The organism is Serratia sp. FGI94 (assembly GCF_000330865.1).
Taxonomy (GTDB): domain Bacteria; phylum Pseudomonadota; class Gammaproteobacteria; order Enterobacterales; family Enterobacteriaceae; genus Serratia_B; species Serratia_B rubidaea.
Genome location: NC_020064.1, coordinates 4155312 through 4169342, shown reverse-complemented (window position 1 = coordinate 4169342; position 14031 = coordinate 4155312). Strand labels below are relative to the sequence as shown.

Sequence of the window (14031 nt, the reverse complement as noted above, 5' to 3'; positions counted from 1 at the left end):
GATGCTTGCCAAAACGTTTACGCCGCATGCCGCGCAGACTATTTTCCCGTCTGATTCCGGTCAGTCCCTCTGTTGTCTCCTCTCCACATTGTTATTCCGATTTCTATATGACGTAATAAATGACGACTATTATGCGACTCTGTGCGGCGCCAAAGGCGTGGCGGCGGAAAACTGGCGGCGGCGCGGCCGGCAGAAGCCGCTGTACACAGATAGAAAGCGCCTTTCCCCGGGTGAGGGATGCTATTATTGCCTTGGGAAACGGGCAATAACGGCGGCATAACGTCCGCTGACGTTTAATCCATGCCATAACACCGGCCACAGGATCGCTGCGGCCGGATACAAAGCGTTTGGTTACGCCATCCCCCCGCGGCGCTGCTTTTTCTGTGGCGCAGCCCCGTCCAATAAAAAAGAAATACTTTGCAAAAAAGGATTGACCTTGACGTTAGGTCAAGGTTGACGATGGAGTCCAACTTACGCAAGGAGCCATGTATGGATCCTTTACAGCTGCATATTCCGACGATGAAGTGCGGCGGCTGCGCCGCTTCGATCGCCAGCGTTGAGTCAGACTGAACAGCAAAAGGAGCGCCCTGCGCTATGGCGGGGCGCTGTAGTAGGAGGAGTTTGTTATGAGCACCCATTTGACGCCATCCCGATCCGGTGAGTCCACCGCGATCGATTTCCCCGTCGTCGGCATGAGCTGCGCCTCGTGCGTGGGGCGCGTGGAGCGTGCGCTCAAGGCCGTGCCCGGCGTCGTCGATGCCAGCGTTAACCTGGCGACCGAGCGCGCATTCGTCACCTTCAGCGGCGCGCCCGACGTGGCGGCGGCGGTGAAGGCGGTGAATGACGCGGGCTATACGGTAGAGCAGGAAACCATCAACCTGTCGGTGACCGGCATGACCTGCGCTTCGTGCGTGGGCCGGGTTGAACGCGCGCTGGCCGCGGTCAGCGGCGTCGAGCAGGCTACGGTTAACCTGGCCACCGAACGCGCGCAGGTGCAGGCCGCCGCCGGGGTGGATCCCCAGGCGCTGATCGCCGCCGTCGCGCAGGCGGGCTATGAGGCGCAGCCGATCGCCGCCGATAAGAGCGATACCGCCGATCAGGCGCTGCGTCAGGCGGCGGAACTGAGTTCGTTGAAAAAGGCGTTGCTGGTGGCCGTTTGCTTCGCGCTGCCGGTGTTCGTGCTGGAGATGGGCTCGCATCTGGTGCCGGGCATGCATGCCTTTATCGATCGCACCATTGGCACGCAGAACAGCGGGTACCTGCAGTTTGTGCTGACCTCGATCGTACTGTTCGGCCCCGGGCTGCGCTTCTTCCAGAAAGGCATTCCGGCCCTGCTGCGCGGCGCGCCCGATATGAACTCGCTGGTGGCGACCGGGGTCAGCGCCGCCTACGGCTATTCGCTGGTGGCCACCTTTGCGCCGCAGTGGCTGCCGGCCGGCACGGTCAACGTTTACTATGAAGCCGCCGCGGTGATCGTCGCGCTGATTCTGCTCGGACGCTACTTTGAAGCCCGCGCCAAGGGCAGTACCTCGGAGGCCATCAAGCGGCTGGTGGGGCTGCAGGCCAAAACCGCCCGCGTGCTGCGCGACGGCAAGGCGGCGGAGGTGGATATCGCCGAGGTCAAACGTGAGGACATTATTGAAGTTCGTCCCGGCGAGCGCATTCCGGTGGACGGTGAAGTGCTGGAGGGCGAAAGCTTTGTCGATGAGTCGATGATCAGCGGCGAGCCGGTGCCGGTTGAGAAAAAAAGCGGCGCCGAAGTGGTCGGCGGCACGGTCAACCAGAACGGCGCGCTGACGTTTAAGGCGACCAAAGTCGGCAGCGACACCATGCTGGCGCAAATTATCCGCATGGTGGAGCAGGCGCAGGGCGCCAAACTGCCGATCCAGGCGCTGGTGGACCGTATCACCATGTGGTTTGTGCCGGCGGTGATGAGCGTGGCGCTGCTGACGTTTCTGGTCTGGCTGTTCTTCGGGCCGTCGCCGGCGCTGTCGTTTGCGCTGGTGAATGCGGTGGTAGTGCTGATTATCGCCTGTCCGTGCGCCATGGGGCTGGCGACGCCGACCTCCATCATGGTGGGCACCGGACGCGCGGCGCAGCTGGGCGTGCTGTTCCGCAAAGGGGAGGCGCTGCAGTCGCTGCGTGATGCGGCGGTGGTGGCGGTGGATAAAACCGGCACCCTGACCAAAGGCCGCCCGGAGCTGACCGATCTGGTGCTGGCGCCCGGCTTTGAACGCGCGCAGGTGCTGGGGCTGGTGGCGACGGTGGAGGATAAATCGGAGCACCCGATCGCCCGCGCCATTGTCGATGCCGCACAGCATGAAAACCTGCCGCTGTCGACCATCACCCGCTTTGAGTCGGTCACCGGCTTTGGCGTGAACGCCGATATTGAAGGGATGACCATCGCGGTGGGCGCGGATCGCTATATGCAGCAGCTGGGGCTGGAGGTGGCGCAGATGGCGACAGACGCCGAGCGGCTGGGCGACGAGGGTAAAACGCCGCTGTACGTCGCCATCGACGGCCGGCTGGCGGCGATGATGGCGGTGGCCGACCCGATTAAGGACACCACCCTGCCGGCGATTAAGGCGCTGCACGAATTAGGGCTGAAGGTGGCGATGGTTACCGGCGATAACCGCCGCACCGCGCAGGCGATTGCCCGTCAGCTGGGGATTGATGAGGTGGTGGCCGAAGTGCTGCCGGACGGCAAAGTCGCGGCCATTGAGCGTCTGGCCGCCGAATATGGGCCGGTGGCCTACGTCGGCGACGGCATCAACGATGCGCCGGCGCTGGCCGCCGCGCACGTGGGCATCGCCATCGGCACCGGGACGGATATCGCCATTGAGGCCGCCGACGTGGTGCTGATGTCCGGCGATCTGGGCGGCGTTTCCAGCGCGATTGCGCTGTCGAAAGCCACGCTGGTGAATATCAAACAGAACCTGTTCTGGGCCTTCGCCTATAACGTGGCGTTGATTCCGGTGGCGGCGGGCGTTCTGTATCCGCTGAACGGCATGCTGCTGTCACCGGTGTTCGCCGCCAGCGCCATGGCGTTGTCCAGCGTATTCGTGGTGAGCAACGCGCTGCGGCTGCGCCGCTTTACGCCGCCGCTGCGGCAGGCGGAAGGGCTCTGAGCCTGAGGTAGTCAATGACCAAGGCACGCCGGCGACGGCGTGCCTTATTTTTTTCCGTCCCGCCTTACTGCACCAGATTATGGCTGATGGCGTACTTGACGATATCGGCATTGGCGCTGAAGCCCATCTTTTTCATCAACCGCGATTTATAGGTGCTGACGGTTTTATTGCTGATGGCCAGGGTATCGGCGATGGCGTTAATCGACTCGCCGTGGGCCAGCATAATCATTATCTGCCGTTCGCGCAGGGTCAGATTCTCGTGGGGCGCGCTGTTGCTCTGATACTGGGCGAAGACGATCTTCTGCGCCAGCTCATGGTCGATATAGCGCGCGCCGCCGGCGACGCTGCGGATGGCGTTCAGCAGCGCCTCCGGGTTGCGATCCTTGGTGATATAGCCCAGCGCGCCGTGTTCCAGCATGCGCTGGGCGATCTGCGGCTCATTAAACATGCTGAGCACCAGGATCTTCAGATCGGGGTGCTGACTGCTGATGCGGTTGATCAGATCTTCGCCGCTGATCCCCGGCATGGAAATATCCAGCAGCAGCAGATCGACGTCGCCGGCGCGCAGCCGTTCCAGCACCCGGCCGCCGTCCGCGGCTTCGGCGACCACCTTGATGCCGGCATCCAGCAGGAACAGCTGCTTCAGACCTTCGCGCATAATGGCGTGGTCTTCGGCAATCATTAAACGTATTGGCTGGGTCATGTCTTTCTCGCTTTATTATTTATCAAGATTTTGTCGGTTGAGCGGGAAGTTGAGCCGTACGCGGGTGCCTTCGCCCGGTTTGCTGTCGATGGTCAGCCAGCCCTGCAGCATTTCCGCCCGCTCCTTCATCCCCGGCAGTCCCCAGGCGTTGGAGCGCACGCGCTGCTGGTCGAAGCCGCGGCCGTTATCCACCACTTCGATCTCCAGCTTCTCGCCGCGCTGGCGCACAAAGATATAGACGCTGCTGGCCCTGGCATGGCGGGTGACGTTGGTCAGCGACTCCTGCACCACGCGGAAGGCGGCGGTGGTGCTAGGGTCGTCCAGCTGCAGCTTTTTCTCCGTGGTGGCGATCAGAATGCAGCGGCACTTCTGCTGGCGGTTAAACTCATCGCGCAGCCACTCCAGCGCCGGCAGCAGCCCCATATTGAGCATATTCGGCCGCAGCCGGGTGGAGACGTCGCGCACCACCTGAATGGTGCTGTCCACCAGATGCATCAGATTTTCCACCTGCAGGTGGACGGCGGCGTTATTTTCCGGCGACTGCATGCGGATCAGCGACAGCCCGACCCGCAGCGAGGTCAGGTGCTGGCCCAGCTCGTCATGGATTTCGCTGGCCAGGTATTTGCGCTCCGCCTCGCGCCGCGCTTCCTGATTGCGCGCCAGCAGGCGCAGCTGCTGGTGGGCGTCGCGCAGCTCTTTTTCCGCCAGCCGGATGCCGGTGATATCGCGGCCGATGGCCAGCACGCTCTCCAGTTCGCCCTCCAGATTAAACTCCGGCACGCTGCGCACGTGCAGCACGCGTTGCTGGCTCTGATGCTCCAGCGCGATCTCGCCGTCGGTAGGGGTGGAGCTGCTCATGGTATGGGCGATCAGGCGCAGCAGCTCCATGCCGGCGTTATGGTGCGGCACGCTTTCGGTCAGCTTCCAGCCGAATATCTGGCTTTCGCTGCGGTTAAACCAGCTCAGCACGCGCGGATTGACGTAAATACAGCGGAAGGAGAGATCGAAGCGCGCCACCATATCCGGCGAGTTCTCGACCAGCGCGCGGAACTGTTTCTCCCGCAGGTGCTGAATCGCCTCCTTTTTCTTCAGCTCGCGGACATCGCTGACGATGCACAGCGCATGCGGCCGGCCGCCGTGCTGATAGCGGCTGGAGCTGACCTGGACGGCGATGATCTCGCCGTTGCGATGCTGGTGCTGGGAGGTAAAGGTGATGCCCTCCGGGCGCATCGTCAGCTTCCACCACAGCGCGGCGACATCGCCGTCCGCCAGTTCAGGGGCAATGGCGGCAAAATTGCTGCTGAGCAGCGCTTTTTTGCTGTATCCCATCAGGTTACAGGCGCGTTCATTGACGTATTTTATGGTTAAATCCTGATCGAGCAGGTAAATAGCGTCGTGAATGCGGTTGAGCGCAATGGACGATAAGGATTCCGTTGCCGTCAGCGAGGGATCGAGCCAGTGGAAAAAACGCTGCAATAGATCATCTCCTTGTTATCGCGCCGTTGCCGTCATGGCGCCAGCGCGGCTAATGCCGTGTATTAACCGCAGAGTAACGTAGCATTTTCTGAAAAAATAGGATTGCTTTTTTCGTTTGCGCCGTTCCTTACGGCGCACGGCGGTTATTTATTTTAGTTCGGATTTTCATTATTTTTATTTGAACGTTATTTTTATCGGCTATTTTCCCTGGCGCATCGGCGGCAATCAGCGGAATACCTGGCTTTTCAGCGTTTCTCTGGCGCGCGACAGACGGGAGCGCACGGTGCCGATCGGGATATTCAGCTGCTGGGCGATATCCTGATAGCTGCCGTCATCGCCGATTAAAATCGTCAGCATATGTTTAATTTCTTCCGGCAGCCGGTCAATCGAGGTCAGGGCGGTGGTGAGCAGCCGCTGATGCTCGGTCAGCGCGCTCGGATCGTCGTCATGCAGCAGATTTTCCAGCACCTCATCATTCAACGTATCAAACAGATAACGGTGCTGCTGACGCTTGTAGTGGTTGCGGATCAGATTGATGGCGATGCCGAACATCCAGGTTTCCGGCAGTGAGGCGCCGGTAAATTTATGCCGGTTGCGCAGCACTTCCAGGCAGGTCATTTGCGCGATATCTTCCACATCCTCCGTACTGGCGACTCTCCTTCGAATGAAATTAATCAGCTTTTTGTTCGATTGCTTGAAAATACCTTCCCAGTCCACCGGTATATCTATGGCGTTGTTCGGCATTGCGCTGGCAGTGAATGAATTCATCATTTTTATTTCTCCTTAAATAAAATCGCAGTGAGTTCACTGTTAAATAGCAAGCGCTGTGCCACTCTTATTCCGCAAATAGCGTGTTGTTTTTATTTGCCTTTGTTTTTGTGTTCGGAATGTTCCGAGAAAAAAGCCGCAAAAAAACAAAAATAGTTGTGCAAGGATTGGCACTAATTTCATTTGGTTATTATTTGAATTTCCAATAACTCAATTCTTTTATTTTTTTCGGAACCTGAAGCCGGCCGGCGCCACAGAAAGAGGGTCATCTTGATGAGGAACCGGCAATGTTGAAATCCTCCAGTCTGGCGTTTACGCCAAACCCGCTGCGCGCCCTGATGAAGCAGGGAGAGGTCGGACAGAATAAAAACGGCGGCAAGGCCGCTGGCTATACCGCCGCGGGTGCGGCCAGCGCCGACGATATCAAGGAAGAAGCCGGACTGATGTTTGGCGAAAAGGCGGAAAGCAAGAAGAAGGCCGAGCAGCGTCGCCTGAACCAGCATCACGTGCGCCACCGCCACCTGCTGAATAAAATCGAACTGCACAAAATGTACGCGATGCTGGATGCGCGCGATGCCGGGCGTCAGCAGGCGTCGCTGCAGCGGCTGCGCGACGCCTTAAAGCGCAAGGCGGAAACCGACGAGCTGCTCGCCATGCTGGACGATGACCCGGCGCGCTGCGACCTGCTGCTGCGGGTGATGGAGCGCGAGGCGCGCAGCGACGGCGATGAAGAGCTGCGCCAGACGGTGGAGCAGCATCTGGAGACGCTGGAGCAACACCATGGCGAACGGCTGCGGGCCGGGCTGAATATTGCCGGGGCGATCGCCGAGCTGACCGACAACCCGCAGCACAAACAGAGCCTGCGGACTCTTTATTACGACAGCATCGTGCATCAGCAGTCGGCGATGGCGATGGTGGATCTGCTGCTGGGGCATTTTGCGCCGCAGGATTTCACCACCGGGCTGCGCACGCTGCAGCGCGCGCTGGCCGACGATATCGCCGCGCTGGCCTCGTCGATCGGCGCCGGCGCGCTGCGCCATATTCAGACCGGGCTGTTCGAGGCCGGTCAGGTCAATCACACCCTGGAAGAGAGCCGGACGCTGCTGGATCGCATGGCGGGCAAAATGGCGCTGGGCGACATGGATCACGTGGAGCTGGCGCGGCGGCTGCTGCATATCTGCCACAACGGTGCTTTTCAACAGGACTTCAGCCAGCTCGGGCACGACGTGGTGCCCGATGCGCAGCCGCGCCATCTCTCCATTTTCTTTAACGGCGTGCTGCCGCTGGTGCGCGATCTGCCGATCGGGCTGTGGAAAATCAAGGACGGACGCCAGACGGCGCTGAAACTGCTGGAGAACCATAATACGGCGCTGCTGAAGGACGAGCGTCGGCAGGCCAGACGCGAATCGAAGCGCTAAGGGAGCGTGATGAACAGCCTATTTGCCATCCTCAATAAAATTGCTATCAGCGCGATGCAGCGTTCGGAGATCGTCGGCGCGGCGTTTGCCCTGGCGCTGGTGTTTATGCTGATCGTCCCGCTGCCGCTGGGGCTGATCGACATGCTGATCGCCGTCAATATCTGCCTCTCCTCGCTGCTGATCGTACTGGCGATGTACCTGCCCAAGCCGCTGGCGTTCTCTACCTTTCCGGCGGTGCTGCTGCTGACCACCATGTTCCGGCTGGCGCTGTCGATCTCGGTGACCCGCCAGATCCTGATCCAGCAGGACGCCGGCCATATCGTTGAAGCGTTCGGCAACTTCGTGGTGGGCGGCAATCTGGCGGTGGGGATGGTGATGTTCCTGATCCTGACGGTGGTGAACTTCCTGGTGATCACCAAAGGATCGGAGCGCGTGGCGGAGGTGGCGGCGCGCTTCACGCTGGACGCCATGCCGGGCAAACAGATGTCGATCGACAGCGATCTGCGCGCCGGACTGATTGACGTGCACCAGGCGCGCAACCGCCGCAACGAGCTGGCGAAAGAGAGCCAGCTGTTCGGCGCGATGGACGGGGCGATGAAGTTTGTCAAAGGCGACGCCATCGCCGGGCTGGTGATCCTGTGCATCAACCTGATCGGTGGCTTCAGCATCGGCGTGCTGCAGCTGGATATGGCGCCCGGCGATGCGATGCATACCTACTCGATCCTGACCATCGGCGACGGCCTGATCGCCCAGATCCCGGCGCTGCTGATCTCCCTGACCGCCGGCATGATCATTACCCGCGTCTCTTCGGAGAGCGACAGCACGGAAACGCCGAACGTCGGCCGCGAGATCGCCGAGCAGCTCACCAGCCAGCCCAAGGCGTGGATCCTGGCGTCGATGGGGATGATCGGCTTTGCGCTGGTGCCCGGCATGCCGGGCGTGGTGTTCTCGCTGCTGGCGCTGATCACCCTCGGCGGCGGCGGTTTTCAGGTGTGGCGCGCGCGGCAGGAAATGCTGCTGGCGAAGCCGCAGATCGAAAACGAAGTGATCCCGCCGGAGCTGAACGGCCGCGAGGATCTGCGCCAGTTCAACCCAACGCGTCCCTGGCTGATCCAGTTCCACACCTCGCGCCGCGGCGCGGCGGAGACGCTGGATCTGGTGCAGGAGATCCGTCGGCTGCGCAACCGCATCGTTTACCACTTTGGTTTTACCCTGCCGGCGTTTGATATCGAATTTACCGATAAGCAGCCGGTCGATGAGTTCCGCTTCTCGGTGTACGAGATCCCGAAAGTGGTCGGCACCTTCGACAGCGCATTAACGGCGCTGGACGTGCGGCAGCTGGAGAGCCTGAGCGAGGCGGAGAGAGAAGGCGCCGTCCCCGGCGACGAGGCGCGCGGCGAAGAGGATTATCTGTGGCTGGCGGCGGGTCATCCGCTGCTGGCGCGTGAGGATCTGACGCGTCACAGCGCCGGCGAGCTGCTGCTGACGCGTATGGAAGACGCCATTCATGCCAGCAGCCCACACTTTATCGGCCTGCAGGAGACGCGGGCGCTGATGAGCTGGCTGGATGCCGAACAGCCGGAACTGGCTCAGGAGCTGCAGCGGGTGATGCCGCTGACGCGTTTTTCCGGCGTGCTGCAGAAATTGGTGGCGGAGCGCATTCCGCTGCGCTCCGTCCGCGCCATCGGCGAGGCGCTGATCGAACACGGCCAGCACGAGCGGGACGTCAACCTGCTGACGGAGCAGGTGCGCATCACGCTGAAAACCCACCTGTGCCACCAGTACGGCCAGCCTGACGGCATTCACGCCTGGCTGTTGACGCCGGAGCTGGAAGAGGCGCTGCGCGACAGCCTGCGCCAGACCCAGAACGACATCTTCTTCGCCCTGAGCCAGCAGCAGATCCAGCTGATTCATCAGGAGGTGAAGCAGGCCTACGCGCCGGGTCAGGACAAACAGGCGGTGCTGCTGGCGGCGCAGGATCTGCGCGGGCCGCTGCGGGCGCTGATTCAGGAGCGTTTCCACGCGGTGCCGGTGCTCTCTTTCGCCGAGCTGGAGCCGGCGCTGGCGGTTCAGGTGCTGGGGCGTCTCGACGTCGATCCGGCCTTCTATTCACTCACCCCCTGGGAGGATTAACGGATGTTTGAGCTGCGCGTACTGTCCGGCTACCACTGCGGCGCCGCCTTGCCCCTCAGCGGCGCGTCATGGCGCATCGGCGGCGATCCGCAGGCCGATCTGCGCCTCGACGGCGTGGACCTGGCCGGCCTGAGTTACCTCCTCGGCTGCGACGACGGGGTCTGGCGGCTGAGCACGGAGCCGGCCTCGCAGGAAACCTGGACGCTGGAGGCGGATACGCCGTTCCAGTTGGCCGACGTCTGGCTGTGTGTGGCGCGCGCTGAAACGCCGTGGCACGAGGCGGCGGCGCTGCCCGCGCCGGCTGAGACCAGCCCTGCGCCGCCGCCGGCCGCCCGTCGCCGGCTGTCCGGCGCGATGCGCGGCCTGGTGCTCGGGCTGTTCCTGCTGCTGAGCATTACGGTCGCCAGCTGGATCCTGCAGCCGACGATGGCGCAGACCTCCGCCGGCGAGGGGCGCACCGCCAGCTGGAACAGTGTGGAAGAGCTGCGCGCGCCGCTGCAGCAGCAGCTGCGAGAGCGCGAACTGATCAAACAGATCCGCATCAGCAAGCAGGGCGACGGCCTGCTGCTGAGCGGCGAATTAAGCAAGCCGCAGATGGCGGTGTTTGAACGCATGATGGCGCGCTTTTACGCGCACTATGGCGCGGCGGCGCCGGTGAAAAGCGCGGTGCGGCCGCAGGAGAAGAAACTGCCGTTTCGCATCGTGCAGGTCACCACCGGCCAGCGGGCCAATATCGTCACGGACGACGGCCAGCGGGTGTTTATCGGCGATGAGGTCGCCGGCCTGCGGCTGGCGGCGATCACCGACGATCGGATCGAATTCAGCGGCCGCGATCCGCTGACGGTGAAGTGGTGATGACGGAGATCGCCGGCGGGATCGCCGCCTGGGCCGATCGTCAGCGGCGGCGCCTGCAGGCGGCGGACGCGGTGACGGCCTACGGCCGGGTGACCGGCATCAGCGGCATCCTGCTGGAGTGCAGCCTGCCGCGCGCGCGCATCGGCGATCTGTGCCGCATCACGCGCGGTGAGCAGGAGAGCGTGCTGGCGGAGGTGGTGGGTTTTAACCCGCAGCATACGCTGCTGTCGGCGCTGGGGCCGCTGGACGGCATTGCCCGCGGCGCGCGGGTGACGCCGCTGTGGCTGCCGCACAGCATCAGCGTGTCCGAGGCGCTGCTCGGCAGCGTGCTGGACGGCTTCGGCCGGCCGCTGGATGAACAGAGCGTCGGCGCCTTTGCGCTGCCGGGGAGCGGCGTTGATACCGTGCCGGTGGTGAGCGACGCGCCGCCGCCGACCGCGCGTCCGCGCATTGCCCAGGCGCTGCCGACCGGCGTGCGCGCCATCGACGGTCTGTTGACCCTCGGCGTCGGCCAGCGGGTCGGCGTGTTTGCCGGCGCCGGCTGCGGCAAAACCACGCTGCTGGCGGAGCTGGCGCGCAATACCCCCTGTGACGCCATCGTTTTCGGCCTGATCGGCGAGCGCGGCCGCGAGCTGCGTGAGTTCCTCGACCATGAGCTGGATGAAGCGCTGCGCAGCCGCACGGTGCTGGTGTGCGCCACCTCGGATCGCAGCAGCATGGAGCGCGCCCGCGCGGCCTTTACCGCCACGGCGATTGCCGAAGCGTTCCGCGCGCAGGGAAAAAGCGTGCTGCTGATCCTCGACTCGCTGACCCGCTTCGCCCGCGCCCAGCGTGAAATCGGCCTGGCGCTGGGGGAGCCGCCGGGGCGCGGCGGGCTGCCGCCTTCGGTGTATACCCTGTTGCCGGGGCTGCTGGAGCGGGCGGGGCAGACCATGACGGGCAGCATCACCGCCCTGTATTCGGTGTTGATTGAAGCGGATTCGATGAACGACCCGGTGGCGGACGAAGTGCGCTCGCTGATCGACGGCCATATTGTGCTGACCCGCCGGCTGGCAGAGCGCGGCCACTATCCGGCCATCGACGTGCTGGCCAGCCTCAGCCGCACCATGAGCAACGTGGCGGAGCGGGAGCAGCTAACCGACGCCACCCGGTTGCGCCGCCTGATGTCGGCCTGGCAGCAGGTGGAGATGCTGATCCGGCTGGGGGAGTACGAGCCGGGGCACGACGCGATGACCGACGCCGCGGTGGAGGCGCAGGGCGCCATCAACGGTTTTTTACGCCAGGAGACGCGCGCCCCCTGCGCCTGGGAAGAGACTTTGCAGCAACTGACGGAGGTAAGCGGCTATGCGCCGGAACAGCAACATTGATCATGAGCCGCAGCCGGACGACGGCGATCGGGCGCTCGGCCAAGCGCTGGCGTTGATGCTGCCGATTCGCCGCCAGCGTCTGCAGCGCAGCGAGCGCCGCCAGCGGCGGGAAGAGCAGCAGCTCAGCGCCTGCCGGCGGCAGCTGCAGCAGACGCAGAGCCAGCTGGCGGCAACGCGGCAGGATTATCAGCGGCGGCGGGAACAGTTTGACCGGCGCTATCTGGGCCGGCAGCCGCTGGAGCGTCTGCAACACGGCCTTGATGGCGAACGCAGCGCGGCGGCGGCGGTGGAGGCGGGTCAGCAGCAGCTGCTGGCCAGCCAGCGGCGCAGCGAAGAGCAGCAGCAGAAACTGCAGGCGGCGCAGGCCGAGGCGCGTCGCCGCCAGCGCGAGCTGGAGAAGCTGGAGTGTCTGCTGCGGGAACAGGAGGAGGCGCCATGATCTCCCCGACGCAGCAGGAACACCGCGCTGCCCGCGAGCGCGCCAAACAGCGGGAACCGGAGCCGCAGCGCCCGGCGGCGCAGCGGCGTCAGGAAGCGGCGGCGCGTCAGCCGCATAGCGGGCACGCGCCGGCCGGCGACGGCCATCATCCGCTGCGTAAGGAACGCCCGGCGGGGAAAAGCCCCGCGCGTACGCCTGAACGCGGACGCGCGGCGGCCGAACGTCCGGCGCTCGCCGGGCTGCCCGCCGCCAGACGGGATGAAGAAACCGCCGCGGCGACGCCGGACGGCAACCTGTTCAGCATGCTGATGGATCGCGATGAGGCGTCCTTGCCCGGCGCGCTGCACGTTGCGCCGCACGCCGCCGCCACGCCGCATCCGGCGGCAACGCCGGCAAGCAGCGGCGCCGGCGCGCCGATGGCGCTGTGGCAGCCGCTGGAAAATGAGCTGGACCGGGCGCTGGTCAATCCGCCGGCCGGCCCGGTCTCCGTCACGCTGCTGCTGCCGCGCCTGGGGGATGTGGACGCCCGGCTGCAGGCGCTGCCGGCGGGCGGCTGGGACATTGCGCTGCGCTTTGCGCCGGCGGCGCTGGACGCGCTGGCGGCGCATGAAGAGCGCTGTCGCCACTCGCTGCGTCGCCGCCTGGCGTGCCGGGTGCGCCTGCGCTTTGAACAGCGGGGGGAGTGGGCATGAGTACGCCGCTGCGGCTGCGGCGGCAGAGCGCCGCCGATGCCTGGACGCGCGGCCTTATCGGCCATGGGCTGTGCCTGCCTTTTCAACTGGGCGACAACGCCGGCGAACTGCGTATCGGCCTGGACGCCGGCGGGCGGCGGGCGGCGGGCACGGCGCTGCGCTGTGCGGCCGGCCCGCTGTGGCTGAGCGAGGCGGAAGGCGTCTGCGGGCTGCTGTCCGACTGCCCGTCGCTGCCGACCGGCAACGATGAGGATCGCCTCTGGTATTGGCCGCTGTTCAGCCATGGGCTGAGCGCGCCGCTTCGCGCGCTGTTCGGCGAGCTGAGCGCCGCCGACGGCGAGCCGCCCGCCGGGGCGCTCAGCGTGCGGCTGACGGTGACGCTGGGCGAGCTACGGGCGCAGAGCGCGCTGACGGCGGCGCCCGAAGTGTTATCCGACCTGCTGGCGGCGCCGGGCTGGCAGAGTGAACAGAACGACGCGCTGGCGGCGCTGCCGCTGACCCTGCCGTTTTGCGTCGGCGCGCTGAGCTTATCCCTCGCCGAACTGGCGCGCCTGCGGCCTGATGATGTGCTGCTGCCGCGTGAGGACACTTTCACCCCGCACGGTGCGGGGACGCTGCGTTTCGCACATTTCCGCGCCCAGGGCGAACTGGTCGGCGCGGAAGGGCGAAGCACTGGTTTTTATCTTACCGATCTGGAGACAACATCCGTGACATTTCCCTACAACGATAACGAGACAGAAAGCGACGTACAGGACGAGAGCAGCGTGGAATGGAGCGCCGATTCAGAGCCGGCCGGCGTAACGCTCGATCCTCTACCGCTGGCGCTGACCGTGCGCTGTGGGCATCTGCACCTGACGGTGGGCGATCTGCAGCGTCTGGCGCCGGGCGCCACCATTATGGTGGAGCATGTCCAGCCCGGTGAAGCGCTGCTGTGTCACGGCGACTACCCGCTGGCGAAAGGCGAGCTGGTGGATGTGGAAGGGCGGCTGGGGCTGCAGATTACCCATATGCTGCCGGGCGGCGTCAACCCGCTGGGACAGGGGCACTGAGAG

The 14031-nt window shown here is 64.2% G+C and carries 11 protein-coding genes; 8 read left to right on the top strand and 3 right to left on the bottom strand.

The features are described 5' to 3' along the window. Window positions 1-626 precede the first annotated feature (626 nt). Window positions 627-3128, top strand: a complete 2502-nt coding sequence (locus D781_RS19015; protein WP_015673963.1) for a heavy metal translocating P-type ATPase — start codon at window positions 627-629, stop codon at window positions 3126-3128. Between the two features lie 64 nt (window positions 3129-3192). Here the strand turns inward: D781_RS19015 and D781_RS19010 are convergent, their stop codons facing one another. The 3 genes from D781_RS19010 to D781_RS19000 all read right to left on the bottom strand — a co-directional run bounded on the left by D781_RS19010 (window position 3193) and on the right by D781_RS19000 (window position 6078). Then, window positions 3193-3831, bottom strand: coding sequence for a response regulator transcription factor (locus tag D781_RS19010; RefSeq protein ID WP_015673962.1), 639 nt, complete (start codon window positions 3829-3831; stop codon window positions 3193-3195). 15 nt (window positions 3832-3846) lie between these two features. Beyond that, entirely contained in the window at window positions 3847-5307 is a 1461-nt protein-coding gene (locus tag D781_RS19005; RefSeq protein ID WP_015673961.1) for a PAS domain S-box protein, read from the bottom strand. A 225-nt stretch (window positions 5308-5532) separates the two neighbouring features. Beyond that, complete coding sequence (locus D781_RS19000; protein WP_015673960.1) at window positions 5533-6078, bottom strand: sigma-70 family RNA polymerase sigma factor; 546 nt, start codon at window positions 6076-6078, stop codon at window positions 5533-5535. Window positions 6079-6362: 284 nt separating this feature from the next. On the opposite strand from D781_RS19000, the gene sctW reads away from it, so the two are divergent. Genes sctW through sctQ form a run of 7 tightly spaced genes read left to right on the top strand, consistent with a single transcriptional unit; the run spans window position 6363 to window position 14028 of the window. Then, window positions 6363-7493, top strand: coding sequence for a type III secretion system gatekeeper subunit SctW (sctW, locus tag D781_RS18995; RefSeq protein WP_015673959.1), 1131 nt, complete (start codon window positions 6363-6365; stop codon window positions 7491-7493). Window positions 7494-7502: 9 nt separating this feature from the next. Beyond that, a complete protein-coding gene (gene sctV / locus D781_RS18990) occupies window positions 7503-9626 on the top strand; it encodes a type III secretion system export apparatus subunit SctV (protein WP_015673958.1) in 2124 nt (707 codons plus the stop codon). A 3-nt stretch (window positions 9627-9629) separates the two neighbouring features. Further along, on the top strand, window positions 9630-10481 hold the full coding sequence (locus tag D781_RS18985) for an EscD/YscD/HrpQ family type III secretion system periplasmic domain-containing protein (RefSeq protein ID WP_015673957.1): 852 nt from the start codon (window positions 9630-9632) through the stop codon (window positions 10479-10481). Further along, window positions 10475-11848, top strand: coding sequence for a type III secretion system ATPase SctN (sctN, locus tag D781_RS18980; protein ID WP_041411904.1), 1374 nt, complete (start codon window positions 10475-10477; stop codon window positions 11846-11848). The genes D781_RS18985 and sctN overlap by 7 nt, the downstream gene beginning before the upstream one ends. Continuing rightward, window positions 11826-12287 carry a hypothetical protein gene (locus D781_RS18975; protein ID WP_015673955.1) on the top strand — a complete coding sequence of 154 codons (462 nt, stop codon included), beginning with the start codon at window positions 11826-11828 and terminating at the stop codon, window positions 12285-12287. The genes sctN and D781_RS18975 overlap by 23 nt, the downstream gene beginning before the upstream one ends. Then, entirely contained in the window at window positions 12284-12979 is a 696-nt protein-coding gene (locus D781_RS22325) for a type III secretion system HrpP C-terminal domain-containing protein (protein ID WP_015673954.1), read from the top strand. Before D781_RS18975 ends, D781_RS22325 begins: the two co-directional genes overlap by 4 nt. Further along, a complete protein-coding gene (sctQ, locus tag D781_RS18965; protein WP_015673953.1) occupies window positions 12976-14028 on the top strand; it encodes a type III secretion system cytoplasmic ring protein SctQ in 1053 nt (350 codons plus the stop codon). Before D781_RS22325 ends, sctQ begins: the two co-directional genes overlap by 4 nt. Window positions 14029-14031 lie beyond the last annotated feature (3 nt).

Bases quoted from the DNA above. Each gene is read 5' to 3' on its own strand.
- D781_RS18975 (WP_015673955.1), top strand. From the start codon at position 11,826: ATGCGCCGGAACAGCAACATTGATCATGAGCCGCAGCCGGACGACGGC.
- D781_RS19015 (WP_015673963.1), top strand. From the start codon at position 627: ATGAGCACCCATTTGACGCCATCCCGATCCGGTGAGTCCACCGCGATC.
- sctV (WP_015673958.1), top strand. From the start codon at position 7,503: ATGAACAGCCTATTTGCCATCCTCAATAAAATTGCTATCAGCGCGATG.
- sctW (WP_015673959.1), top strand. From the start codon at position 6,363: ATGTTGAAATCCTCCAGTCTGGCGTTTACGCCAAACCCGCTGCGCGCC.
- D781_RS22325 (WP_015673954.1), top strand. From the start codon at position 12,284: ATGATCTCCCCGACGCAGCAGGAACACCGCGCTGCCCGCGAGCGCGCC.
- D781_RS19000 (WP_015673960.1), bottom strand. From the start codon at position 6,078: ATGATGAATTCATTCACTGCCAGCGCAATGCCGAACAACGCCATAGAT.
- sctQ (WP_015673953.1), top strand. From the start codon at position 12,976: ATGAGTACGCCGCTGCGGCTGCGGCGGCAGAGCGCCGCCGATGCCTGG.
- D781_RS19010 (WP_015673962.1), bottom strand. From the start codon at position 3,831: ATGACCCAGCCAATACGTTTAATGATTGCCGAAGACCACGCCATTATG.
- D781_RS18985 (WP_015673957.1), top strand. From the start codon at position 9,630: ATGTTTGAGCTGCGCGTACTGTCCGGCTACCACTGCGGCGCCGCCTTG.